Annotated in this window: 18 protein-coding genes and 1 riboswitch; of the genes, 10 read left to right on the top strand and 8 right to left on the bottom strand. The window is 49.9% G+C overall.

Annotation, left to right across the window (positions count from 1 at the left end; genetic code table 11):
• Window positions 1-15: 15 nt before the first annotated feature.
• The 7 genes from zapD to nadC all read right to left on the bottom strand — a co-directional run bounded on the left by zapD (window position 16) and on the right by nadC (window position 7,171).
• Window positions 16-780 (bottom strand): cell division protein ZapD, encoded by a 765-nt coding sequence (gene zapD / locus KGF88_RS09410; RefSeq protein ID WP_162014526.1) that lies wholly within the window; start codon window positions 778-780, stop codon window positions 16-18.
• A 31-nt stretch (window positions 781-811) separates the two neighbouring features.
• The gene (coaE, locus tag KGF88_RS09405; RefSeq protein ID WP_153826420.1) at window positions 812-1,435 is read right to left on the bottom strand and encodes a dephospho-CoA kinase; all 624 of its coding nucleotides are present in this window, start codon (window positions 1,433-1,435) and stop codon (window positions 812-814) included.
• A complete protein-coding gene (locus KGF88_RS09400; RefSeq protein WP_110075940.1) occupies window positions 1,436-2,320 on the bottom strand; it encodes a prepilin peptidase in 885 nt (294 codons plus the stop codon).
• On the bottom strand, window positions 2,321-3,547 hold the full coding sequence (locus tag KGF88_RS09395) for a type II secretion system F family protein (protein WP_181394916.1): 1,227 nt from the start codon (window positions 3,545-3,547) through the stop codon (window positions 2,321-2,323).
• A gap of 50 nt (window positions 3,548-3,597) precedes the next feature.
• Window positions 3,598-5,295, bottom strand: a complete 1,698-nt coding sequence (gene pilB, locus KGF88_RS09390; RefSeq protein WP_153826419.1) for a type IV-A pilus assembly ATPase PilB — start codon at window positions 5,293-5,295, stop codon at window positions 3,598-3,600.
• Window positions 5,296-5,382: 87 nt separating this feature from the next.
• Window positions 5,383-5,913, bottom strand: coding sequence for a pilin (locus tag KGF88_RS09385; RefSeq protein ID WP_153826418.1), 531 nt, complete (start codon window positions 5,911-5,913; stop codon window positions 5,383-5,385).
• 192 nt (window positions 5,914-6,105) lie between these two features.
• A riboswitch (cyclic di-GMP riboswitch) is annotated at window positions 6,106-6,217 on the bottom strand.
• 87 nt (window positions 6,218-6,304) lie between these two features.
• Window positions 6,305-7,171: a carboxylating nicotinate-nucleotide diphosphorylase gene (nadC, locus tag KGF88_RS09375; RefSeq protein WP_153826417.1), complete on the bottom strand. Its 867-nt coding sequence runs from the start codon at window positions 7,169-7,171 to the stop codon at window positions 6,305-6,307.
• 176 nt (window positions 7,172-7,347) lie between these two features.
• Between nadC and ampD the strand changes: the two genes are divergently transcribed.
• From ampD to KGF88_RS09340, 7 genes are all read left to right on the top strand, one after another.
• Window positions 7,348-7,899: a 1,6-anhydro-N-acetylmuramyl-L-alanine amidase AmpD gene (gene ampD / locus KGF88_RS09370; protein ID WP_202912503.1), complete on the top strand. Its 552-nt coding sequence runs from the start codon at window positions 7,348-7,350 to the stop codon at window positions 7,897-7,899.
• An 87-nt stretch (window positions 7,900-7,986) separates the two neighbouring features.
• Window positions 7,987-8,769, top strand: a complete 783-nt coding sequence (ampE, locus tag KGF88_RS09365; RefSeq protein WP_153826415.1) for a regulatory signaling modulator protein AmpE — start codon at window positions 7,987-7,989, stop codon at window positions 8,767-8,769.
• Window positions 8,770-8,854: 85 nt separating this feature from the next.
• Entirely contained in the window at window positions 8,855-9,610 is a 756-nt protein-coding gene (gene pdhR, locus KGF88_RS09360; RefSeq protein ID WP_110075934.1) for a pyruvate dehydrogenase complex transcriptional repressor PdhR, read from the top strand.
• Between the two features lie 9 nt (window positions 9,611-9,619).
• Window positions 9,620-12,289, top strand: a complete 2,670-nt coding sequence (gene aceE / locus KGF88_RS09355) for a pyruvate dehydrogenase (acetyl-transferring), homodimeric type (RefSeq protein WP_153826414.1) — start codon at window positions 9,620-9,622, stop codon at window positions 12,287-12,289.
• A gap of 21 nt (window positions 12,290-12,310) precedes the next feature.
• On the top strand, window positions 12,311-14,062 hold the full coding sequence (gene aceF / locus KGF88_RS09350; protein ID WP_153826413.1) for a dihydrolipoyllysine-residue acetyltransferase: 1,752 nt from the start codon (window positions 12,311-12,313) through the stop codon (window positions 14,060-14,062).
• Between the two features lie 73 nt (window positions 14,063-14,135).
• Window positions 14,136-15,566, top strand: coding sequence for a dihydrolipoyl dehydrogenase (gene lpdA / locus KGF88_RS09345; RefSeq protein ID WP_162014525.1), 1,431 nt, complete (start codon window positions 14,136-14,138; stop codon window positions 15,564-15,566).
• A 198-nt stretch (window positions 15,567-15,764) separates the two neighbouring features.
• Window positions 15,765-17,834, top strand: coding sequence for a M13 family metallopeptidase (locus KGF88_RS09340; protein ID WP_153826411.1), 2,070 nt, complete (start codon window positions 15,765-15,767; stop codon window positions 17,832-17,834).
• Between the two features lie 71 nt (window positions 17,835-17,905).
• Here KGF88_RS09340 and KGF88_RS09335 read toward each other — a convergent pair whose 3' ends face one another.
• On the bottom strand, window positions 17,906-18,676 hold the full coding sequence (locus KGF88_RS09335) for a hypothetical protein (RefSeq protein ID WP_153826410.1): 771 nt from the start codon (window positions 18,674-18,676) through the stop codon (window positions 17,906-17,908).
• A gap of 191 nt (window positions 18,677-18,867) precedes the next feature.
• On the opposite strand from KGF88_RS09335, the gene KGF88_RS09330 reads away from it, so the two are divergent.
• The 3 genes from KGF88_RS09330 to KGF88_RS09320 are packed head-to-tail and all read left to right on the top strand — an operon-like array spanning window position 18,868 to window position 23,790.
• On the top strand, window positions 18,868-19,269 hold the full coding sequence (locus tag KGF88_RS09330; RefSeq protein WP_153826409.1) for a hypothetical protein: 402 nt from the start codon (window positions 18,868-18,870) through the stop codon (window positions 19,267-19,269).
• A gap of 53 nt (window positions 19,270-19,322) precedes the next feature.
• Entirely contained in the window at window positions 19,323-20,675 is a 1,353-nt protein-coding gene (locus tag KGF88_RS09325; protein ID WP_153826408.1) for an efflux RND transporter periplasmic adaptor subunit, read from the top strand.
• Window positions 20,656-23,790: an efflux RND transporter permease subunit gene (locus KGF88_RS09320; protein WP_153826407.1), complete on the top strand. Its 3,135-nt coding sequence runs from the start codon at window positions 20,656-20,658 to the stop codon at window positions 23,788-23,790. The genes KGF88_RS09325 and KGF88_RS09320 overlap by 20 nt, the downstream gene beginning before the upstream one ends.
• Window positions 23,791-23,894 lie beyond the last annotated feature (104 nt).

Below are 23,894 nucleotides of genomic sequence, written 5' to 3'. Positions count from 1 at the left end.
CACTTAAGCGAGAACTTAAGGGCACAAGGCCAAATCAAACGCCACATCATGGTCGACCGAGGCTCTGCCATTAACCGGCTCATAGCGCATAAATCTGATACTAAACCGCTGTTTATGGCCAGAAATGACCGGATAGGCGGCTACCTCAGGGGCAACTTTGATGCGTAGTAAGCTCAAGGGTTCGGTGCTCTCTTGCAGGAGCCCATTACTGGCCACCACCGTATTAAACCGCGCTTGCCCGCGCAACAGTTCTAGCTCTAGCGCCAAACCGCGCATTAACACTTCTAACTCAGCCCACCACGCAGCAGTATCTTGATCGCGGGTGGCTTGGGGTAAATGCAGCCAGTAGTGCAGTTGTGGCACATCAAAGTTACAGGTGCCACCCGGCATCGCAAAGCGCTGGCGGATAACACTTAACAAGCGGTCTTGTTTAAGCGCACTGCCGACCCGGTTGAGTGGCTGAATCGCACTTAAAGCACCATGCACGCGCTGCATGGTTTGCTGCAATTGGTCATGATTCACTTCGGGATGCTGCGACCAGACCTGTAATTGGGCGCGGCGTTTATCTAAATCCTTTTGCACATCAGTGCGCACATCGCTGCGCTCGCAAATATCCAAAATAGCGAACAGCGCACTGAAGTAACGGGTGTAGTTCTGTTGCGTTACTGGTGTGTGTGGTTGTAATGCGGCCAAGATATGTTCAAGGCGCAAATAAGTTCTCACCCGCTCTAGTAACGGGTATTCATAAGCGATCATGGGCTGGTTATCGTTATTATGCATGGCTTCTATCATAGCGGCTTATGAGTAAGTTTCAATTGTTGTCTGCCTCAGCAAGTGCTAAGCGCAGGTAAAGCTCATGTAAGCGCTCTACTTGTTTGGTTAAAGCGGCCGGTTCACCATTGTTATCAATTACGTTATCGGCGGCTGCGAGTCGTTCCGTACGGCTGGCCTGCGCGGCCATGATGGCGTCCACTTGGCTAGCATCTACTTGGTCGCGAGTTAAGGTGCGTTGGCGCTGATGATGCTCATCAACATCCACAACCAGCACCCGATCACATAATTGGGTTAAGCGATTTTCGACCAACAGGGGTGCTGACAGCATCACGTAGGGTGACGTGGCCTGTGTTAATTGCTCAAGGATCTGTTGCCGAATCAGTGGATGGGTCAGTTCATTCAGCCACTGCTTGGCCTCTGGGTGGGTAAAAATGTGCTGCCGCAACCAGGCTCGGTCTAGTTCACCGTCAGCCAATAGCGCTTGCGGGCCAAACTTTGCGGCAACTGCGGCGAGCGCCTGTTGCCCCGTTGCTGAGGTTGAATCAAAGATACTACGGGCAATCACATCAGCATCCACAATCTCAATACCCTGTGCGGCAAACAGATCGGTCACCGTGGTTTTACCGCTGCCAATACCGCCGGTTACTCCTACCACTAACATCTAATAACTCCCGCCCATTAACCATTGCCAATAGCCATGCAGGATTTGTTCACCCCAAAGCATCGCAATCACGCCACCACAAATGAGAAAGGGCCCGAACGGAATCGGTTGGCCTTGGCGCTGCTTATTGATTTGCTGATAGATGATGCCAAGCACGGCACCGCTGGCAGCAGCGGCGATAACAATCACCGGCAACATTTGATAGCCAGCCCAGGCGCCAAACGCCGCCAGGAGCTTGAAATCACCATAACCCATACCTTCCTTACCGGTTAGCAACTTAAACGCCCAATACACACTCCACAGGCTTAAATAACCCGCGGCAGCACCTATCACGGCATCTGCTAGCGGAATATGGCCATGGTACAAAGTGAACAAGAGGCCGCTCCACAGCATCAGGTAGGTCATTTGATCGGGTAGAATCATTTCGTCCGCATCAATAAAGAACATGCAAATCAGCAAACAGGCTAACCCCATGTAGACCAAGCTAGGAATTGTGATACCGCCGTACCAAGCCAACAGAGCAAACACCACGCCGGTTAGTAATTCGATTAGCGGGTAGCGAGCAGAAATGCCGGTACGGCAATTGCGGCACTTGGCTTTCAGCAACAACCAACTGACCACCGGGATATTGTCATACCAAGCTATCTTGTGATTGCATTTAGGGCAGCGTGAAGGCGGGTAGGCGAGGTTGAAAGGCTCGGCTTTGGTTGGCGTGGCAGCAGCCTCCGCTGAGCTAGCCTGCAAGGCTGCGCATTCTTGTCGCCATTGGCGCTGCAGCATCAGTGGAAAGCGGCCAATCACCACATTCAAAAAACTACCAATCACTAAACCAAACACCAGTGCTGTGAGGGTTAACCAGACTGACTCTGCAGGAAACTCCGCCATTTATCCAACCACCTTACCTAAACTAAAGATCGGCAGATACATGGCCACAATCAAGCCACCCACCAAACCACCAATAACCACCATGATCATCGGCTCTAATAAGGCCGTAAGATTATCTACCAGGTCGTCGACTTCGCGCTCATAAATTGAGGCAACTTTGCTTAACATATCGTCTAACTTACCGGCTTCTTCGCCGATAAACACCATTTGTACCGCTAACGTAGGGAACACATCTTGAGCTTGCATGGCCGTGTTCATCTGCATGCCAGAGGTCACCTCATCGCGGATCCGCAAAATAGCATCGCGGTAGAGCGCGTTACCCGATGCCCCTGCAGCGGACTCTAGAGCGCTAATCAAAGGCACCCCAGCGGCAAAGGTGGTCGACAGAGTTTGAGCAAATCGAGCCACCGCAGCTTTATTTAGAATGTCTTTGATGACGGGGATTTTGAGTGACAGCAAATCCACTCGGTCGCGTAGCGCCAAACTCTTATTGTAGGCACGCTTAAACAGCCAAGCACCGACAAAAATCGCGGCTGCAACATATAAAAAATAGGCTTGTACAATTTCGCTTAAAGTGACCACAAACTGGGTCATGGCGGGCAGCTCTGCCCCAAAGTCTTTAAATACGGCTTCAAATTGTGGCACTACATAGACCAGCAAGATCACGGTAACCACCAAGGCCACTACAATCACCGAGGCCGGATACACCAAGGCTTTCTTGATTTTAGCCTTGAGGGCCTCGGATTTTTCGCGGTAAGTTGCGATGCGGTCAAAAATATTCTCGAGGTTACCTGACTGTTCGCCTGATTCAACTAGATCACAATAAAGATCATCAAACACCCGTGGATGCTGGCGCAGCGAACTCGCAAAAGGTGCCCCTGCCGCGGTTTGGTTGGCGAGGTCTTGCATCAACTCACGAATTTTGGGGTTCTCGGAGCCTTTTGCCACCATCTCTAAGGATTGCAATAGGGGAACTTGCGCACCTAACATGGTTGCGATTTGTCGAGTAAAAATCGCCACGTCGGCGCCGGTAATGTTTTTACCGCCAAATAGCGGCTTACGCTTTTTCTTGATGGTTCTGGGGGTGACCCCTTGGCTACGCAAGTTGGCCCGCACCATACGGTCATTATCAGCACGCATCACGCCTTTAATGCGCTTGCCGCGACGGTTAATCCCGGTCCATTCAAACTCGGTGATATCTTTCATGGCCTTTGTTGTGCTTGCCATCCCCGTACCTTTTGCTGTTAACGTTAGTATGGTGCTGCCGACGCCAGCGCCTAGAAGTTAGTGACGCGATTTGCCTCGGCTAAACTAATAATGCCTTTGGCTACTTTAAGTAAACCCGACTCACGCAGCGAATGAATGCCATCATCACGAGCGGCTTTCGCGATATCTAAGGACGAACCGCCTTCCATGATCAAATCTTGAATAGCTGGAGTAATGGGCATCACTTCATACACCCCGGTCCGACCTTTGTAACCGCCGGTGCAATGCTCGCAGCCCACGGCTTTATAGATGGTCAAATCAGCTAACTGCTCGGCTTTAAAACCCTGTCGTAATAATTCATCTTGGGGTAAGTGCTCTTCCGCTTTGCAGGAGTTACACAGGCGTCGTGCTAGCCGCTGCGCAATAATCAGGGTGACCGAGCCGGCAATGTTGTAAGAGGGCACGCCCATGTTCATCAAACGGGTCAGGGTTTCTGCCGCTGAGTTGGTATGTAACGTGGACAAAACTAAGTGCCCAGTTTGTGCTGCTTTAATCGCTATTTCCGCGGTTTCTAAGTCACGGATCTCACCCACCATCACCACGTCTGGGTCTTGGCGTAAGAAGGATCGCAACGCATCGGCAAAGTTTAAGCCCGCTTTGGCGTTAATATGAACCTGATTAATACCGTTTAAGTTGATTTCGACGGGGTCTTCGGCGGTAGAAATATTGCGTTCGGGCGTATTGAGAATATTTAAGCCGGTGTACAAACTTACGGTTTTACCTGAGCCGGTGGGGCCGGTTACCAAAATCATCCCTTGTGGCTTACTGAGTGCTTCTTCGTACAAAGCTTTTTGGTCTGGTTCGTAGCCCAGCGATTCAATCCCAATCATGGCGGCGGCGGCATCAAGTATCCGCAGTACAATTTTTTCGCCATACAGGGTCGGCAAGCTACTTACCCGAAAATCAATGGACTTATGTTTGGATAAGCGCAGCTTAATCCGACCGTCTTGGGGCAAGCGCCGCTCAGCGATATTCAGCTGGGCCATGACTTTTAAGCGTGCCGCAATACGGCCTGCTAAAGCCACTGGGGGCCGCGCAATTTCATGCAGCACGCCATCGATTCGAAAGCGCACCCGATACTCGGTTTCATAAGGCTCAAAGTGCAAATCCGAGGCTCCACGCTTAATCGCATCCAGCAACATCTTATTGATGTAGATGACAATAGGAGCATCGTTTTTGACATCAGCAGAGACAGCACCCGAATCATCTTGGCGCTCATCAGCGGCATCAATGTCGCGCAGCTCTTGCTCATCTTGCTCGGTGACGCCTAAGGCCGAATGCTCGTTCTCAAGCAACTTATCAATTAAACGCTGGAGCTTGTTCTCCTCAACCAACACCGCCTCAGTTTGCAACCGCGTACGAAACTGAAACTCATCTAACGTCTCAATTCGAGTAGGGTCCGACACGGCAATATAGAGCACATTGCCACGCTGATACAAAGGCACCGCATGGTTTTTGCGAATCAAACGTTCATTGATAAATTTCTGGGGAATAAAGTCAGGATCAAAGGCATCAAGGTCTAGCCACGGAGCATTGCTTTCTAGATAGCAAAAATTGGCCAGTGCACTTGCAGACAGGAGTTTCTGCTCCATCAAGCACGCCGTAAACGACAGCTTGTTCTCCCACGCATACTCACTGCAACGCGTTAGCTTATCTTCTGGTATCAGCTTGTCACGCAGCAACAGAGCCGCTAAGGAGTGGTGCAGCATGAGTCTTCCTAACGGAGCGGAAATGGAACTTCAAGAATCAGCCTGCGGCACATACACCGCAGGCTGTCACAACTTTTTAGCTAGGTTTTAGCCAGCTGGTAATGCAGTTACCTCTGCTAGGTCTGAACAACCGTCAACACGAGAATTCCCCGCTTCATCATAGTCGCTGCATGTAACTTCCCATGACATATTACCGCCGGTTGGTGTTGGCGTTAAATTGACCACAATGTAGTCACCATCAATATCAGTTGCATCCAACTCAGCAATGATACCTGTTACTGTGGTGGTAGTTGTACCACCAGAGCCATCGGGTCCGGTAACATCCACAGAAGCTACAGTTGCGCCGCGTATACCGGTCACTTGATCTGCACCGATTGCTGCAGGAATTCCGTCTTCACCCGCAGTGCTGCAATTATCTTCATTGAAAACACCAGACTTTTGATAACACATTGCGATGGCTGTTTTGTAGGATGCTAGTGCAGCCATACCAGTACCTGCCTTAGCCCGCTGCGTGTAGTCGCTATACATAGGAATAGCAACGGCAGCCAAAATACCGATAATCGCTACTACGATCATCAATTCGATTAATGTAAAACCACGTTGTAATTGCGCTTTCATGAAAATCTCCCGAAAGTTTTCCGTACTTATTAGAATGTAATTATTGTTGTAGTCAGGTGGCACTCGATAGCACAGTAGCACATCAAGTGATCCTTGCGGACCACAACAAAGCTATCTGCATTAGCCGAAAGACCGTGGTTAACTGGCATCGGCTTGAGTGCATCGAACTGCCACTTTATCCACCAGACCCTAGCTTGCAGCCCCGCTATCCCTACTATCTAGTGGTTTGCTACCCACGAGTATAGTTTAAAAAGGACCGGAGGTTTTGCGTCACCACCTTGCAATGGTTTTGCCTTTTAAAGCTTGCCTGGCTCTCATAAAGTGGCACTAGACCACTTCATGATTGCGCATTGCTTTTCAAACATAGCAGATCAATGAATTTCGTCAATAGCTAAAAGCGTTGAAATCTCATCGAAAGATCGATGGCTTGTATATGTTTTGTTAAAGCGCCAGAAGAAATGAAATCAACTCCGGTACTTGCCAGTTCGGTAAGGCGTTCGGCGGTAATATTGCCCGATACTTCAAGTTGCGTTGCCCCTGATCGTTGACTGACTGCAGTGTTGATATCTTGTATTGAAAAGTTATCTAACATGATGATATCGGCACCGGCGTGGAGCGCTGCTTGGTACTCCTCAAGGTTTTCAACTTCCACCTCCACAGGTTTACCCGGGTTGAGCTGGCGTGCTGTGGTGATGGCTTGTTCGATGCCGCCGCAGGCCATGATGTGGTTTTCTTTAATCAAGTAGGCATCGTATAGCCCCACTCGGTGATTATGACCGCCGCCACAAACCACGGCATATTTTAGCGCTGTTCTGAGGCCCGGAATGGTTTTCCGAGTATCCAATAATTTGGTGTTACTGCCAGCTAAATAACGCACGTAAGCAGCGGTGGTGGTGGCAACGCCCGAGAGGGTTTGCAAGAAATTCAGTGCGGTACGTTCGCCGGTGAGGATCACTTGGGCTGGGCCCGTTAATTCGCACAGCAGGGTATCAGCGGCAACCTGGTCACCATCGCGCACGTGCCATTGGATAGTCACTTGTCCGCCTAACTGAGCAAACACCTCGTTAACCCAAGCCACGCCACAAATCACCGCTGGCTCGCGAGTGATCAGGGTAGCGCGCGCACTTTCGCTAGCTGGAATAAGTTGGGCGGTGATGTCTAAACTGGCATCAAGGCCGTTTAAATCTTCATGTAAGGCGCGTTGCACCATGTCGGCACGGTCGTTAGCCAGTAACTGCGGGTCAACTCGTGTATCCATTGGGTATCTCTCTGTTCCGTGTGGCGATATAGGTTGATCAATCAAGTGCGCCTATTGTAGGACTGCGGCCTGGTTCTAACAAGGCACATATCGGATTAGCTAGAAGCTTTTGCTTAATTAATGCGGCTATTATACTTTGAGCAACCTAATTAGCGAACGCAGGAATTTTGTTGATGATGACAGAGGGTTGGCTGGCGCACAGCAAGCAGCGCCACTCGCCGCATGCTGATGAACGCCCGGATGCCACGGATATCAGCTTGTTGGTGGTGCATGGTATCAGTTTACCGGCTGGGCAATTTGGTGGTCCGTTCATTGATGACCTATTCATGGGTAAGCTTAATCCCCAGGCACATGCCGACTTTGCCCCATTGGCAGGGTTAAGAGTATCGGCTCATTGCTTGATTCGGCGCGATGGCGAGTTACTCCAATACGTTCCTTTTCACCGCCGTGCATGGCATGCTGGGCGTTCGCATTACTGTGGGCGTAAGCGCTGCAATGATTTTAGTATTGGCATTGAACTTGAGGGAACCGACCACACCCCCTACACTGAACAACAATATCACGTGTTGGCCGAGGTTGCCGCGCAATTAGTGCAGTATTACCCAGCGTTAACGGCACAACGCATTGTTGGGCATCAGCATATTGCGCCGGTGCGCAAAACCGATCCGGGTGCGGCGTTTGATTGGGCTTATTTTCGGCAGTTGTTAGACCAGCACTTAGTGCGCTAACAGGTATGCTTCACTGTTACAGTTAACTGCAACAGTTCATTGCAACAGTTAACCGCAACAAATACGTAAGAGGTTAAAAGGAACCCCATGTCGTTACTGGCCATTTTGTTAGCCTATAGTTTAGAACGCACCCTTGAGGTGACCCGCAATCTACATTGGCGGCGGTTGGTGCTGCGCTGGCAACATGCGCAATTCAACAATACCCAGTTGCAGCAATGGCGCCAAAATAATTTAGGGCAGGTGTTCTGGGCGTTAATTCCAGCGCTGTTGGTGGGATTTTTGCTGGCCATTTTTAATAGCCTTTTGCTTAGCTTTTTAATCAGCAGCTTAGGCCTATTAGTGGCGATTCAAGCGCCACAAGCGCGATCCGCCTATAAAGCTTATGTTATCGCCCAAGAGGAAGAGGATGCAGCCGAGCAGGCTTACCAGTTGCGGCGTTTACGCCAGGCCAGTGGACGTCAACAAGCCGCGCCCGTTGAGCATTTACTATTGTGGATTCATCTTCGCCATTATTTTGCGGTGATGCTGTATTTTGTCCTGTTTGGGGTGATGGGAGCCTTGCTCTACGCGACCTTGCGCGACATGCGGCATGAGCGCAGCGAGGGTTGGCAGACGTTGCAGCAAATTATGGACTGGTTGCCAACGCGAGCGATGGGGTTAGGCATGCTGCTGGTGGGTAATTTCCGCCAAGCCGCGGCGGTTTGGTTAAGCGCCATCGGCAATAAGCCGCAGAATAACTTCATAGCCTTAACCAAAATAGCAGAAGCAGCAGAGCAGTTAACTGCTCAGACCACTGTCGCGCTAGTTAAGCGTAACTTCTTGTTGTACATAGTATTGATAGCACTATTGACGATTGCCGGCTGGCTGTAAGCTTTTTCTATTTGGCTTTTGTCAGCCGAAGGCTTACAATATTGGTCTATTGGTAATACCACTGGCAATATTGCGGGAATGAATTATGGCGTTTCAGCGCATACAACAAACCAAACTGTCAGATGTGATCATGGAAAGAATTGAAGCCATGATCGTCGATGGCACGCTAGAAGCTGGTGCGCGGCTGCCATCGGAACGTGATTTGGCGGCCAAGTTTTCGGTATCGCGGCCAAGTCTTCGCGAGGCCATCCAAAAGCTAGAGGCGCGCGGCTTAATTGAGCGCCGTCAAGGCGGTGGCACCTATGTGTGCGATAACATGCAACAACGCGTGGCCGAACCCTTACTTGATCTACTCACCAAGCATCCAGAATCACAATTTGATTTACTTGAGTTCCGTCATGCGCTTGAAGGAATTTGCTCGTACTATGCAGCTATGCGCGGTACCCCTGCGGATTTAGAAGCTATCCAGGTGGCGTTTGCGAATTTGCAGCGCGAGCCAGGCATGCAGTTGGCAACTCAGGCGCAAGCACTAGGTGAATTTAACTTCAGAATCGCTGAAGCATCGCACAATGTGATCTTATTGCACCTAGTACGCAGTATGCAGCCATTGTTGCAGCGAAATATTTTACAAAACTTGCAAGATCTCGCCCACAAACCGGGTGTGGTTCAGCAATTACATGAACATCGGCAGCACATTGTTGCTGCTATTGTAGCTGGCGAACCAGAACAGGCACGTGAACATTGCCATCAGTTGTTGGCCTATATTGAACATGCGTTGCTTACCTCGAATCGTGAACAATCACGCATTCAACGGTCGCTACGCCGAACTCAGCAAGGGTAAGGATAAAGTATGACTGACCATTTGAAAGATGACATCGACCCGCAAGAAACCAGAGAGTGGCTAGACGCTCTTGAGGTCGTGTTAGAGCAAGACGGCGCTGAGCGCGGTCACTTTTTATTGGAGTCATTGATTGAAAAGGCACGTCGCAGCGGTGCCTATTTGCCATTCAATGCCACCACTGCATACTTGAATACGATTCCGGCTAGCCAAGAGCCGACCATGCCTGGCGACCGCACCATTGAGCATCGAATTCGTGCGGCGATTCGTTGGAACGCCTTAGCTATGGTTCTGCGTGGCTCGAAAAAAGAGCTGGAACTAGGTGGTCACATTTCAAGTTTCGCCTCATCAGCCATGTTGTACGATGTGGGCTTTAACCACTTCTTCAAAGCACCGACGGATCAAGACGGTGGCGACTATTTGTATATTCAAGGTCACGCCTCGCCAGGGATTTATGCCCGTGCCTTTTTAGAAGGCCGCATCAGCGAAGAGCAACTGAATAACTTCCGTCAAGAAGTAGACGGCAAGGGGATTCCGTCTTACCCACACCCGAACTTAATGCCTGATTTTTGGCAGTTCCCTACCGTGTCCATGGGCTTAGGCCCGATGCAGGCGATTTACCAAGCACGTTACCTAAAATACCTCACGGATCGTGGCATTAAAGACTGCTCAAACCAGCGCGTGTACTGCTTCTTAGGTGATGGCGAGGTGGATGAGCCAGAAAGCTTGGGTGCCATTGGTCTAGCTACTCGTGAAGGCTTAGACAACCTCACCTTTATTGTGAACTGTAACTTGCAGCGCTTAGATGGTCCGGTACGTGGTAACGGCAAGATCATCCAAGAACTCGAGGGTACTTTCCGCGGCGCCGGCTGGGAAGTGATTAAAGTGATTTGGGGTCGTTACTGGGATCCGCTGCTGTATCGCGATACCGAAGGTAAATTAGCGCAAATCATGCAAGATAGCGTGGATGGCGAGTACCAGAATTACAAAGCTAAAGGCGGCGCATACACGCGTGAACACTTCTTTGGCAAAACCGAAGAAACCAAAGCCATGGTCGCTAACCTAACAGATGAAGATATCTGGCGCTTAAACCGGGGTGGTCACGACCCGATGAAAGTTTACGCAGCCTATCATAAGGCCGTAAACACCAAAGGTCGGCCACAGGTGATCTTAGCCAAAACCGTGAAGGGCTATGGTATGGGTGCTGCTGGTGAAGGTAAAAACATTGCCCACCAGGTGAAGAAAATGGACATGGAAGCGATCAAGCACTTCCGTGATCGTTTCAACATTCCAATCAAAGATAGCGAGCTTGAAGATATTCCATTCTACAAGTTCCCAGAAGACAGCGCAGAAATGAAGTACATGCGCGAGCGTCGCGAATCACTGGGTGGCTTTATGCCAGTGCGCCGTCCAAACACCGATGTTGAGTTAGAAATTCCATCGTTGAAGGCCTTTGAGGCGGTCACTAAAGGTTCTGGTGAGCGTGAAATTTCAAGCACCATGGCGTTTGTGCGGGTTCTCACGGCGTTACTCAAAGACAAGAAAATTGGTAAACGGATCGTACCTATTATTCCAGACGAAGCCCGTACTTTTGGTATGGAAGGCTTGTTCCGTCAGGTGGGTATTTATTCCAGCCAAGGGCAGAAATACGAGCCGCAAGATGCTGACCAAGTAGCTTATTATCGTGAAGATAAACAAGGCCAAGTATTACAAGAAGGCATCAACGAGCTTGGTGCGATGGCGTCGTGGGTAGCAGCAGCAACCAGCTACTCAACCAATAACGAGCCGATGATTCCGTTCTACATCTATTACTCGATGTTTGGTTTCCAACGGGTGGGTGATTTGGTCTGGGCCGCTGGTGACAGCCAAGCGCGTGGCTTCCTAGTCGGCGGTACCGCCGGTCGAACCACCCTCAACGGCGAAGGTCTACAACACCAAGACGGCAGCAGCCATATCTTGTTTAACACCGTACCTAACTGTGTCACTTATGATCCTACCTTCGGTTACGAAGTGGCAGTGATTGTTCAAGACGGCTTGCGGCGGATGTACGGTGAGCAAGAAAACGTGTTCTATTACCTCACCGTGATGAACGAAAACTACGTGCAGCCAGAAATGCCAGAAGGTGTTGAAGAAGGCATTATCAAAGGGATGTACGAGTTAGAGAGTCATCAAGCCAAAGGCGCCAAAGCCGAAGTGCAATTGTTGGGCTCTGGTACTATTTTGCAGCAAGTACGTGAGGCTGGCCGTATCTTAGCCGCTGATTTTGGGGTGAATGCCAAGGTCTACAGCGCAACCTCGTTCAACGAGCTGGCGCGCAACGGTTACGATGTCGAGCGTTACAATATGCTGAACTTGGGCGGCAAGGCCAAACAAGCCTACGTGACTCAGGTGTTAGCGGATGCTAAAGGCCCGACCATCGCCGCAACTGATTACATGAAGCAATATGCTGATCAGATCCGTGCGTGGGTTCCTACTGCTTATCGCGTGTTAGGCACAGACGGTTTCGGCCGCTCAGACAGCCGTGAAAATCTGCGTCGTCACTTTGAAGTGAACGCACAGTACATTGTGGTGGCAGCATTAACCGAGTTAGCCAAAGCGGGTGATATTGAGGTGAAAGTGGTGGAGCAAGCCATCAAGGACTTCAACATCGATACCAACAAAATCAATCCACTGTACGCGTAAGCAACGGGAGCGGAGGCTATTATGGCAGACTTGAAAGAAGTAAAAGCCCCAGACGTGGGCGGTGATGAAGTTGAAGTTATCGAGATCCTGGTGGCTAAAGGCGACCAGGTAGAAGTTGAAGACTCGTTGATTACAGTTGAAAGCGATAAAGCGTCGATGGATATTCCAGCGCCATTTGCTGGGGTTGTGGCTGAACTAAAAGTGAAGGTTGGCGACAAAATCAAAGAAGGCGATTTGTTGGCAATGTTTGAAGCAGCAGCGGAAGCTGGCGCTGATGCTGATGCTGATGCTGACAAAGATGCTGGCGCTGATGCAGAACAGCCCGCCGCCAAAGGTGAAGAGCAAGAGGCAGCAAGCGCTAAAGACAGTACTGACAAAAGCTCTGACGACAGCTCAGAAGCCAGTTCAGAAGAGCAGCAGGCAGGCAGCGGTGCCACCAAAACCATCGACGTGATGGTGCCTGATATTGGCGAATCTGGCGAAGTGGACGTGATTGAAGTGCTGGTAAGCGCTGGCGATCAAATTGCCGCAGAAGACGGTCTGATCACCCTAGAAACCGACAAAGCCACCATGGATGTTCCTAGCCCACAAGCTGGCGTGGTTGAATCTGTGGAAGTGAAAGTCGGCGACAAGGTAAAAGAAGGCTCGTTGGTGGTGCGTTTGCAAATACGCGAAGCAAGCGCAAGCTCAGCGGCACCAGCTGCTAGCCAAGCGGAGCCAGCACCGTCGGTAGCGAGTTCAGATGCCGCAGAAGACGACGCCGCAACCGCAGCAGATAGCAGCACTAGCGAACGTAAACCACCGGTGCCTGACCATCCGTTAGACAAAAAAGGTAAAGCCGAAGGCCTAGCCTATGCGTCACCAGCGGTGCGTCGCTTAGCGCATGAGTTCGGGGTGAACCTGACTCAAGTGAAAGGTTCTGGGCGTAAGAGCCGTATTCTAAAAGAAGACGTGCAAGAGTATGTGAAATACGAGTTGTCACGGCCTAAGGCTACCGCTTCTAGCGGCGTAGCCCAAGGTGCCGGTGGGTTGCAAGTAATTGCACCACCTAAAGTAGACTTCAGTAAGTTTGGCGAAGTAGAGCAGGTGCCACTCACCCGCATCCAGAAAATCTCTGGGCCAAACCTGCACCGTAATTGGGTAACGATTCCACATGTAACCCAGTTTGACGAAGCTGACATTACTGAGTTAGAGGCTTTCCGTAAGCAAGAAAATGAACTGCAGGCGAAGAAGAAAGACGGCGTAAAAATTACCCCGCTGGTGTTTATCATGAAGGCAGTTGCGAAAGCTCTGCGCGAATACCCAGTGTTCAACTCATCGTTAGCAGACGATGGCGAACACTTGATCATGAAAAAATACGTGCACATTGGTATTGCCGTCGATACCCCGAACGGCTTGGTGGTTCCTGTGATTCGTGATGTCGACAAAAAAGGCATTTACGAGCTTTCGGATGAGCTGTTAGAAATCAGTGCGAAAGCACGAGATGGCAAGCTTAAGGCCCAAGACATGCAAGGCGGATGTTTCTCAATTTCTAGCCTAGGTGGCATTGGTGGAACCGCCTTCACGCCGATTGTGAATGCGCCTGATGTCGCTATCTTAGGGGTATCTAAGAGCGACATGAAACCTAAGTGGAACGGCAAAGAGTTCGAGCCACGATTAATGTTGCCATTAAGCTTAAGCTACGACCATCGCGTGATTGACGGCGCCGTGGCCGCACGCTTTAGTGTGTACCTGAGCAATGTCTTGTCGGATATTCGTAAATTAGTCTTATAAATTAAACAATTTGTGGTGGGGATGTTATAATAAGCCCCACAGACCGAACACAGCCGAATTCAAAGAGGTTCTTATGAGCAAAGAAGTGAAGACCCAAGTCGTCGTTCTAGGTGGCGGCCCAGGTGGTTATTCAGCAGCATTCCGAGCTGCCGATTTAGGTTTAGACACAGTGATTGTTGAACGTTACAACACCTTAGGTGGGGTATGTTTGAACGTGGGCTGTATTCCTTCTAAAGCCTTATTACACATTGCTAAGCACATTGAAGATGCCAAGCACATGGGAGCCGCAGGCGTTGAGTTTGGTGCTCCGAAAATTGATTTAGACAAAATTCGTGCGCACAAAAATGAAAAAGTTATCGGTCAATTAACCGGTGGCCTTGGACAAATGTCCAAAATGCGTAAAGTTACCGTGGTCAACGGTGTCGGTGAGTTCGCGAGCGATAAGCAACTGAAAGTAAAAGATGCTGATGGCAAAGAAACCACCATTAACTTTGAGCATGCAATCATTGCTGCTGGTTCACAGTCGATCAAGTTACCGTTTGTGCCACACGAAGATGAGCGCATTTGGGACTCAACTGCAGCCTTAGAATTACGTTTTGTACCAGAGCGTATGTTGGTGTTAGGTGGCGGTATTATCGGTTTAGAAATGGGCTGTGTATACAGTGCCTTAGGTGCCAAAGTTGACGTTGTGGAAATGACTGAGCAGTTAATTCCGCCAGCGGACAAAGACATCATTAAAGCCTTCACTAAATCGATTGCGAAGAAGTTCGATAACATCATGTTGAACACCAAAGCAGCGAAAGTTGAAGCCAAGAAAGATGGTATTCACGTAACGTTCGAAGGCGACAAAGCCCCTGAAAAACCAGTGAAATATGATGCTGTGTTAGTCGCTGTAGGCCGTGCTCCTAACGGTAAGAAAGTTGGCGCAGAACATGCTGGCGTGCAGGTAACTGACCGTGGCTTTATTGAAGTAGATAAGCAGTTACGTACTAACGTAAGTAATATTTTTGCTATCGGCGATATCGTTGGTCAGCCCATGTTAGCGCACAAAGCTGTGTACGAAGGTCATGTTGCAGCAGAAGTGATTGCCGGCAAGAAACATTACTTTGATCCGAAAGTGATTCCTTCTATTGCTTATACGGATCCTGAAGTTGCATGGGCTGGCTTAACTGAAAAAGAAGCGAAAGAGCAAGGCATCGAATACGAAGCAGCAGTATTCCCGTGGGCCGCTTCAGGTCGTGCTATCGCACAAGGTGCTACAGACGGTTTCACCAAGCTGTTGTTTGATAAAAACAACCGTATTATCGGTGGTGCTATCGTTGGTTCTAATGCCGGTGAGTTATTAGGCGAAATCTGTTTAGCCATCGAGATGGGCTGTGATGCAGAAGACATCGCGCTAACTATTCATGCGCACCCAACCTTGTATGAGTCTGTGGGCTTAGCAGCTGAAGTGTTTGAAGGCTCTATTACTGACCTGCCAAACAAAAAAGCCAAGAAAAAATAAGCTGTAGGCTTTATGCCGCAGCCAAGAATCCGCAGTTGCTCAGCAGCTGCGGATTTTTTTTGCCTTTTGTACGACCGGTTTTTGCGACAAATAAGCCGATGTATGCGGGTAATTGTCGGGATTTTTGTTGTACCACGCCGCACCTTGGCTTAAGGTAGAAAGGATAACTTAGCAACAATATCCAGCAACGAGGATTTTATGAATAAAGTAAGCACGTTAGCGCTAAGCGTAGCCTTAGCCCTAGGGGTGGCAGCGTGTTCGCCCCAGCAACCGCAACAGCAAGAACAACAACAAGAACAGCAACAGCCACAACAGCAACTGACCTCTGGCTTAGTGTTAGAAAACTTTGATACCAGTGTTCGTCCACAAGATGATTTATTCATGTTTGTGAACGGTACTTGGCATAAAAACACCGACATGCCAGAAGATAAATCACGCATCGGTAGCTTCTTAGATTTAGCAGAACAAAACCAAGAACGTCTGCGTGGCATTATTGAAGAAGCCGCCGCTAGTAGTGCGGAAGCTGGCACTAATGCGCAAAAAATTGGTGATTTCTTCAATAGCTTTATGGATGTTGAAACTCTAAACAGCCTTGGTTACAACCCGATTGCCGCAGATTTACAAGCCAATGCCGAGGTTAAAACTCATGCGGATGTGGTCGCACGGATGGCCGAGCTAGCTAAATATGGGGTGAGCTCACCGTTTGGTTTTTATGTCTATCCAGATGCGAAAGACCCTGAAGTTAACGCTATTTACATGTCACAATCAGGTTTAGGTTTACCCGATCGTGAGTATTACTTGAGCGATGACGAGAAGTACGTTGAGATCCGTCAGCAGTATCAAACTTACCTCGCTGATATCTTAGGGTTAGTCGATTATGCTGAAGCCAGTGCCGCCGCTGAAGCTATTTTGGCGTTAGAAACCAAACTAGCAGAAGCCCAGTGGACTCGTATTGAAAGCCGTAACGCGGATAAAACCTACAACAAAATGACCAAAGCAGAATTAGCTGAGGCCCTAGGTAGCTTTGATTTTGATGCTTACGCTGCTGCCACCGGCGTCGCAAAAGCGGCTGATGTGATTGTCCGTCAACCTAGCTATTTTGAAGCTTTTGGTGACATGTTCGCCGATGTTGATGTGACAACTTGGCAGCATTATTTAACCATCAAAACCGTTGAGCGTTATGCTGGTGCCTTAACTGAAGAAATTAACGACCGTCGTTTTGCCTTTTACGGTACCGTACTTAATGGTACTCCAGCGCAAGAACCACGCTGGAAACGCGGCGTTAACGCTACCAATGGCGTGTTAGGTGAAGTCTTGGGTCAATTATATGTTGCTGAATACTTCCCACCGGCAGCCAAGGCGCGCATGGAAGAACTGGTAGCTAACTTGATTACGGCCTACGGTGAATCTATTCAAGATCTTGAATGGATGAGTGCCGACACTAAAACTAAAGCATTGGAAAAACTGAGCAAGTTTACGCCTTACATCGGCTATCCAAGCGAGTGGCGTGACTATTCTGAATTAACCATTGCAGACAATGACTTGGTAGGTAACTACAAGCGTTCAGCGTTGTTTGAGTTCAATGAAGAGTTAGCTAAAATCGGCGCGCCGGTTAAAGAAGAAGAGTGGGGCATGACGCCACAAACCGTCAATGCATACTACAGCCCAGTGCGTAACGAAATCGTGTTCCCAGCTGGTATCTTGCAACCGCCATTCTTTGATATGAATGCTGAAGATGCAGTGAACTACGGTGGTATTGGTGCTGTTATTGGTCACGAACTAGGTCATGGTTTTGACGACCAAGGCTCTAAATACGATGGCGATGGTAACTTAAGCAGCTGGTGGACTGAAGCAGACCGCGCTGCGTTTGAAGAACGTGCCAACATGTTAGCGGCACAAACAGACCAATACGAAGTTATTCCGGGTGCCTTCTTGCAAGGTAAACTCACCTTAGGTGAAAACATCGGTGACTTAGCCGGTTTAACCATTGCTTACCGTGCTTATAAAAATGCCTTAGCTGGTGAAGAAGCTCCAGTCATGGATGGCTACACCGGTGAGCAGCGCGTGTTCTTAGGCTGGGCGCAAGTATGGAAAACTAAAATGCGTGATGAGTTTGTGCGTAACCAAGTAGTACGTGGCCCACACTCGACCGCTGATTACCGTGTGAATGGTACTGTGGTAAACGTGCCAGCCTTTTATGAAGCCTTTGATGTGCAACCAGGTGATGACCTGTACTTGCCACCAGAGCAACGCGTAAAAATCTGGTAAGCCTTAGTCTCAAATGGTTTAACCCAAGCTGAAACAGTCTTACCGCTGTTTCAGCTTTTTTTATCAATGCATTAAATACAAGCAGCAGCGCCGCAGTCACTGCCACCAATGATCGATACCCACGCCAGCGAACTAGACTGATTTCTTACTTCAATAAACTTGCCTGATTCATGATCAACAATACGGGCAACAGTTCCTAATGGCTGTGAGCCATGCTGCTTCTCCCAGCTCTGCACATCGCCCATGATATTAAGTTGCCCAGACATGTTTTCCCAAACTTGCTCTTGCACCGCTCGGCAAGAGCGATCGCAATCTATGATAGGGCCATCAAAGGTATCCACATCCATATAAGTGAGTGACGCATCAGGGGAGAGACTGCTACGCTGCTTTACTGAAACATACTTATTGACGCGCAGCGCCAGCGTAATGGTTCTATCAAAGGTACGATAGAACTGACGAAACTTGTCAACGTCAACATCAGCGCGAGCAGCCAACAGCTCGGTTTCAATCAGGTAGCGTTGCGCCACCAGCATGAGTTGTTGGTTGTCGAGACTGGCGAAGGGTTCTGCAGACCTATCAATCATGAGCAGCAGCTCATCATCAGCAAGTGAATCTAGTTCTGGCAGGGTAAATTTACCGGATTGAAAACCTACGATCACATTAAAAGAACGGTTCAGTTCATCTAATGAGAGCCCTATGGTAGATGCGACAAGATAGATGACTTCTGCTCCTGGATCGGGTCTGGGCTGTTCTTTATTACCGACAGATTTGGCATTCACAGAACTAGCGCCTAGTAACGACAGCATAGCCATGAGCACTAATGATTTAACGGGCAATGTCATGATGAGTCATCCTTTGTATCGATGAAATAATGGGCGTCAAAAGTACAACTGGTTAAAAAATGTTAAGTTGAAGTTTAATTTAAGCAGCAGAGGGGGGGGGTGTCAAGGTGAAATAGCATGACTGACCTGCTGCAATCGTTGAATCTAGCTCTTACCTAAGGCTGGCTTCACCGCAAAAATAGCGCTATATTATGAGCATGCAGAAATTAATCGTCATGCTTACTATGCTCAGCCTTATGTTGATGCCATTCACGGCCTCGGCAGCGGGCAGCTATGACAACTTTGCTCAGTTCCAACAGCAAGGTAGCATGCACATGGATGGCGCAGCGAGTCATAGCAGCATGCACATGGATAGCAGCCAGCAGGTGGATGCTAGTCATGCCTGCTGTGATGGTGAGCCGAGCAACCAGCTCGACACCGATTGTGGCGGCCAGTGCGGTGATTGCCAGCATGGCTGTAGTCACGCTAATAGCGCCATGGCCAGTCAAGTCATCACTTCTCTACCATTACTGCAGCAGCCAGCTTGGCGCAGCAGCAGTAGTCTAATAAAAGCTTTAATAAGCCCATTGATACGCCCACCTATGGGGTTCTAATCTTACGTCGTTGAATGTTTCTATAACCAACTGATTTAGATTAGGATTCGCTCATGTTTTGTTACCTTTTTGGTCCTTCTGGGCCTGCTGCTGTTGTGGCTTTAGGCCGGGCATGGTTAGCCATTTTGCTGATGGTTGGCTGGTTGCTTGCTCCTGTGGCTTCTGCCTTGGTTCCGGCGCAAACGCACCAGCACTCGCAAAGTACCGTAGCGGCTTCGTTCAGCTTGAACGAAGCCGAGCCAATACAATACATCTGCCCTATGCACAGTCATATCACCAGTGAAGAGCCGGGTACTTGTCCGATTTGTGGCATGGATTTAGTGCCCCAGCGGCCGCAGAGCCATCAGCAGCCACAGGCACAGGTATCGTCGGCGATGCAACAAAGCATGGGAGTGCGTACTGCGGTCGCCTCTCACACCACCTTGTGGCGCTATTTGGTCACCCAGGGACAGGTGCAATGGAATGATAATGCTCGTCATCATGTGCATGCGCGTGCCAGCGGCTGGATTGAGCGTCTGCACGTGCGCAGTGAGGGGCAAACGGTGAGCCAAGGGCAGCTGCTGTATGAAATCTATAGTCGCGAATTGGTGGTTGCTCAGCAAGATTATCTGCAGGCGTCCAGTCTACTTATGCAGCAGTCATCGCAGCAGGTATCGCAGCAGTCATCACCACAGTCAGCCCAGCGGTTGCTCAATGATAGTCGGTTACGATTGGAGTTACTGGGCTTTGCCCCGCACCTCATCGAGCAACTGGAGCAGCGCCAAGAAATCTTGTATCGCGTACCGGTCTTTGCGCCGAAAGCTGGAGTGGTAACGCAACTCAATAGTGCGCAAGGGATGTATGTTGAGCCGGGCCTCGAGATCATGACCATCACAGGTACTGATCAACTCTGGCTGGAAGCTGATGTGCCCGAGCAATACAGCCACTGGTTTAGCCAAGGCACGCCAGCCGATATTACCATCGCCCAACTAGGCCTTACGGATTACGAGACCAGCGTCAGTTATGTCTACCCCGAGTTGGATGTGCGCAGTCGCAGTCAGCGCTTAAGAATAGAACTGCCTGCTAAGCCGGGCCTGTTGGTGGGCATGCAAGCCAAGGTGGAACTCTTCGGAGGCCCCAAACGGGAGGTTTTGGCTGTTCCTCTCGCAAGTCTGATCGTTACCGGTGACAGTCACGGCAGCGGTAGCAACCGAGTGCTGGTGCAAACCGATGATAATACCTTTGTACAACGGCCCGTTGAGGTAGGTTTAATCGTTGGTGACCAAGCCGAAATCATAGCCGGCCTAGCCGCGGGCGAACGGGTGGTGGTGTCGGGCCAGTTCTTGCTGGATTCAGAAGCAACTTTGCAGGGCATGCACAACAACGTTAACAAGCAGGAGGCCGCCGATGCTCACCAACATCATTAAGCTGGCGCTACGCCAGCGCCTGATGGTGATCTTGCTGGCTTGCTTGTTGGGCTGGCTAGGTTGGCGGGCCATGCTGCAAACGCCGTTAGATGCCATTCCGGATTTATCAGACGTGCAGGTGATTGTGAAAACCTCTTATCCTGGACAATCGCCGCAGTTGGTCGAAGAACAAGTGACCTGGCCCTTAGCCAATATCATGTTAGCTGTGCCAGGTGCTACCGATGTCCGTGGTTATTCGTTTTTTGGTGACTCTTATTTGTACATTTTATTTGCTGATGGTACCGACCCCTATTGGGCACGAAGCCGGGTGTTGGAGTATTTAAATCAGGCGCAGCAACGTCTGCCAAACGGTGTTACACCCCAGTTAGGGCCGGATGCCAGCGGCGTTGGTTGGGTTTACCAATATGCTTTGGTTGACCCCACCGGGCAGCACGATTTGGGCCAGCTCACCAGTTTACAAAACTGGTTTATCAAACCAGAGCTACAAAGCGTTTCCGGCGTTGCAGAAATCGCTACTGTAGGCGGTATGGTGCCGGCTTACCAAGTGGTGGTCGAGCCACAACGGCTACAAACTTACGGGTTATCCTTAGCTGTGATTGAACAGAGCATTGCCCAAGCCAATCATGAAGTTGGCGGTGGTATTGTTGCTATGGCTGAAGCTGAATACATGGTTCGTGGCACCGGTTACATACAAAGCATTGAAGATTTAAAGCAGTTGCCGCTGCCCGTTCGCAGTGCCAACAATGTGAGCGTAACCCTGGCAGACGTTGCCACCATTAGACGTGGCCCCCAAAGCCGTCGCGGTATCGCTGAGCTGAATGGTGACGGCGAAGTAGTGGGTGGCATTGTGGTGATGCGCCAAGGCGAAAATGCGCAAGCAACCATTGCCCGTGTGAAAGCTAAGCTAGATAGTATTCGCCAAGGGCTCCCCGATGGGGTGGCAATAGAGACGGTGTATGACCGCTCGCAGCTGATAGAACGAGCTGTTAATAACCTAAGCTACAAGCTGATTGAAGAAATGATTTTTGTGGTGCTGATTAGCGGCCTCTTTTTACTGCATGTGCGCTCTGCATTCGTGGCTGTTATTACCTTACCCTTAGCAGTTCTGATTAGCTTTATTGCTATGCGAGCGCTCAATATTAATGCCAACATCATGAGCCTAGGGGGTATCGCCATTGCCATTGGGGCTTTAGTCGATGCCGCGATTGTGATGGTTGAGAATGGCCATAAACATTTGTTGCGGTATCAGCAGCAACATGGCCAACCAGCTCAAGGTCGGCAGCATTGGCAAGTGATAGGTACCGCTGCCGCAGAGGTGGGGCCAGCGTTATTTTTCTCGTTGCTTATTATTACCTTAAGCTTCTTACCTGTATTTGCCTTAGAACAACAAGAAGGCCGCATGTTCGCGCCGCTGGCGTACACTAAAACCTTCGCCATGGCAGCGGCAGCATTACTTGCTATTACCTTGGTACCGGTTTTAATGGGATATTTATTGCGTGGGCGCATTCGTAGCGAACAAGCCAACCCGCTCACCCGTGGGCTGATTGCCGTGTATCAGCCGTTGTTAACATGGGTATTGCGGTGGCCCAAAACGACACTGGCGGTGGCGTGTCTGATAGCACTCAGCGCTTATTATCCCTGGCAAAAGCTGGGCTATGAATTTATGCCGGCAATGCACGAAGGGGATTTGCTGTACATGCCCACCACCTTACCGGGTATCAGTCCAGAAGCGGCTGGGCGGCTACTACAGCAAAGCGATCGTCTGATTAAACAAGTGCCAGAAGTAAAATCTGTGTTTGGTAAGGTAGGGCGTGCGGACTCGGCCACCGACCCCGCCCCGTTAACCATGCTTGAAACCACCATTCAACTGCGGCCGCAGGAGCAGTGGCGCCCTGGCCTAGAGCTCAAGGACATTATTGCCGAACTCGATCAACGCGTGCAATTACCGGGGATCACGAATGCCTGGGTTCAACCCATAAAAACCCGTATTGATATGCTGTCAACAGGGCTGAAAACCCCGCTAGGACTAAAAATTGCAGGGCCCGATTTACACCAGATTCAGCAAATCGGGGCTGAACTAGAACAGTTGTTGCAAGATGTACCCGGGGTGAGTTCAGTCTTTGCTGAACGTCCTGCCAGCGGTCGCTATATTGAAATTCGTCCAGATCTAGCCAAGGCTGCCAGTTACGGGTTAAGCCAAGCGGATTTGCAGCGGATCATTCGGTATGCCATCGGCGGCGCTACGGTAACTGAAAGCATTGAGGGCACTGAACGCTATCCGATTACGCTGCGCTACCCACGGGTGTATCGCGATCATCTGGTACGGCTTCAGCAACTCCCTATTGTCAGTATAACTAATAGCGACAGCAGCACTTGGTTAACGCTAGAACAGGTGGCCGACATAAGAGTAACCAGTGGGCCGGCGATGATCCGTAGTGAGAATGCCCGCCCAACCGGCTGGGTTTTTATTGATGTGGATGCTAATACCGCCGTCAGTGATGTGTTAGCGGCCGCCCAACCTTTGGTGGCTAGTTATCAGTTGCCGCCACGCTACAGTGTCAGTTGGTCGGGTCAGTATGAATCCATGCAACGGGTACAAGATAAGCTGAAGACGGTGGTGCCAATCACCTTGGTGATTATTTTTATGCTGCTGTACGTCACTTTTAAGTCGTTCAAACAAGCTTTGCTAATCATGGTCACTCTGCCTCTAGCACTCAGTGGTAGTCTTTGGTTGGTCTGGGCGCTAGGCTTTAATTTATCCACCGCGGTAGGAGTGGGTATGATTGCTTTGGCGGGGGTGGCAGCAGAGTTTGGAGTAGTGATGATGCTGTATTTAAATCAGGCCCTAGCTGAAGCTCGCCGTGCTAACAGCAAGCCCAGCTTGGCTGAGCTGCAGCAGGCGATTATGCAGGGCGCCGTACAGCGGGTGCGGCCCAAAGCCATGACGGTGCTCACTATTATCGCTGGGCTGTTGCCGATTATGCTGAGTGAAGGTACCGGTAGCGAAGTGATGCAGCGTATCGCTGCGCCTATGATAGGAGGCATGATTGTAGCGCCATTGCTGAGTTTGTTGGTGATACCAGCAGTGTATTGGCTGTACTTAAAGCGGTGGTGAAAATCGCCGCTTCGTTAGTATAAATTTTACTAAAAACTAGTGAAATAGCTTAAGTAACCATTCCTTATCTCGAAGGGTTGCGACTTAACTTGTTGTTTTATAGG

Source organism: Idiomarina loihiensis, assembly GCF_024584785.1.
In the GTDB taxonomy this organism is placed as follows: domain Bacteria; phylum Pseudomonadota; class Gammaproteobacteria; order Enterobacterales; family Alteromonadaceae; genus Pseudidiomarina; species Pseudidiomarina fusca.
The sequence above is the reverse complement of the archived record's forward strand: the minus strand, read 5'-3'. Positions and strand labels throughout refer to the sequence as shown.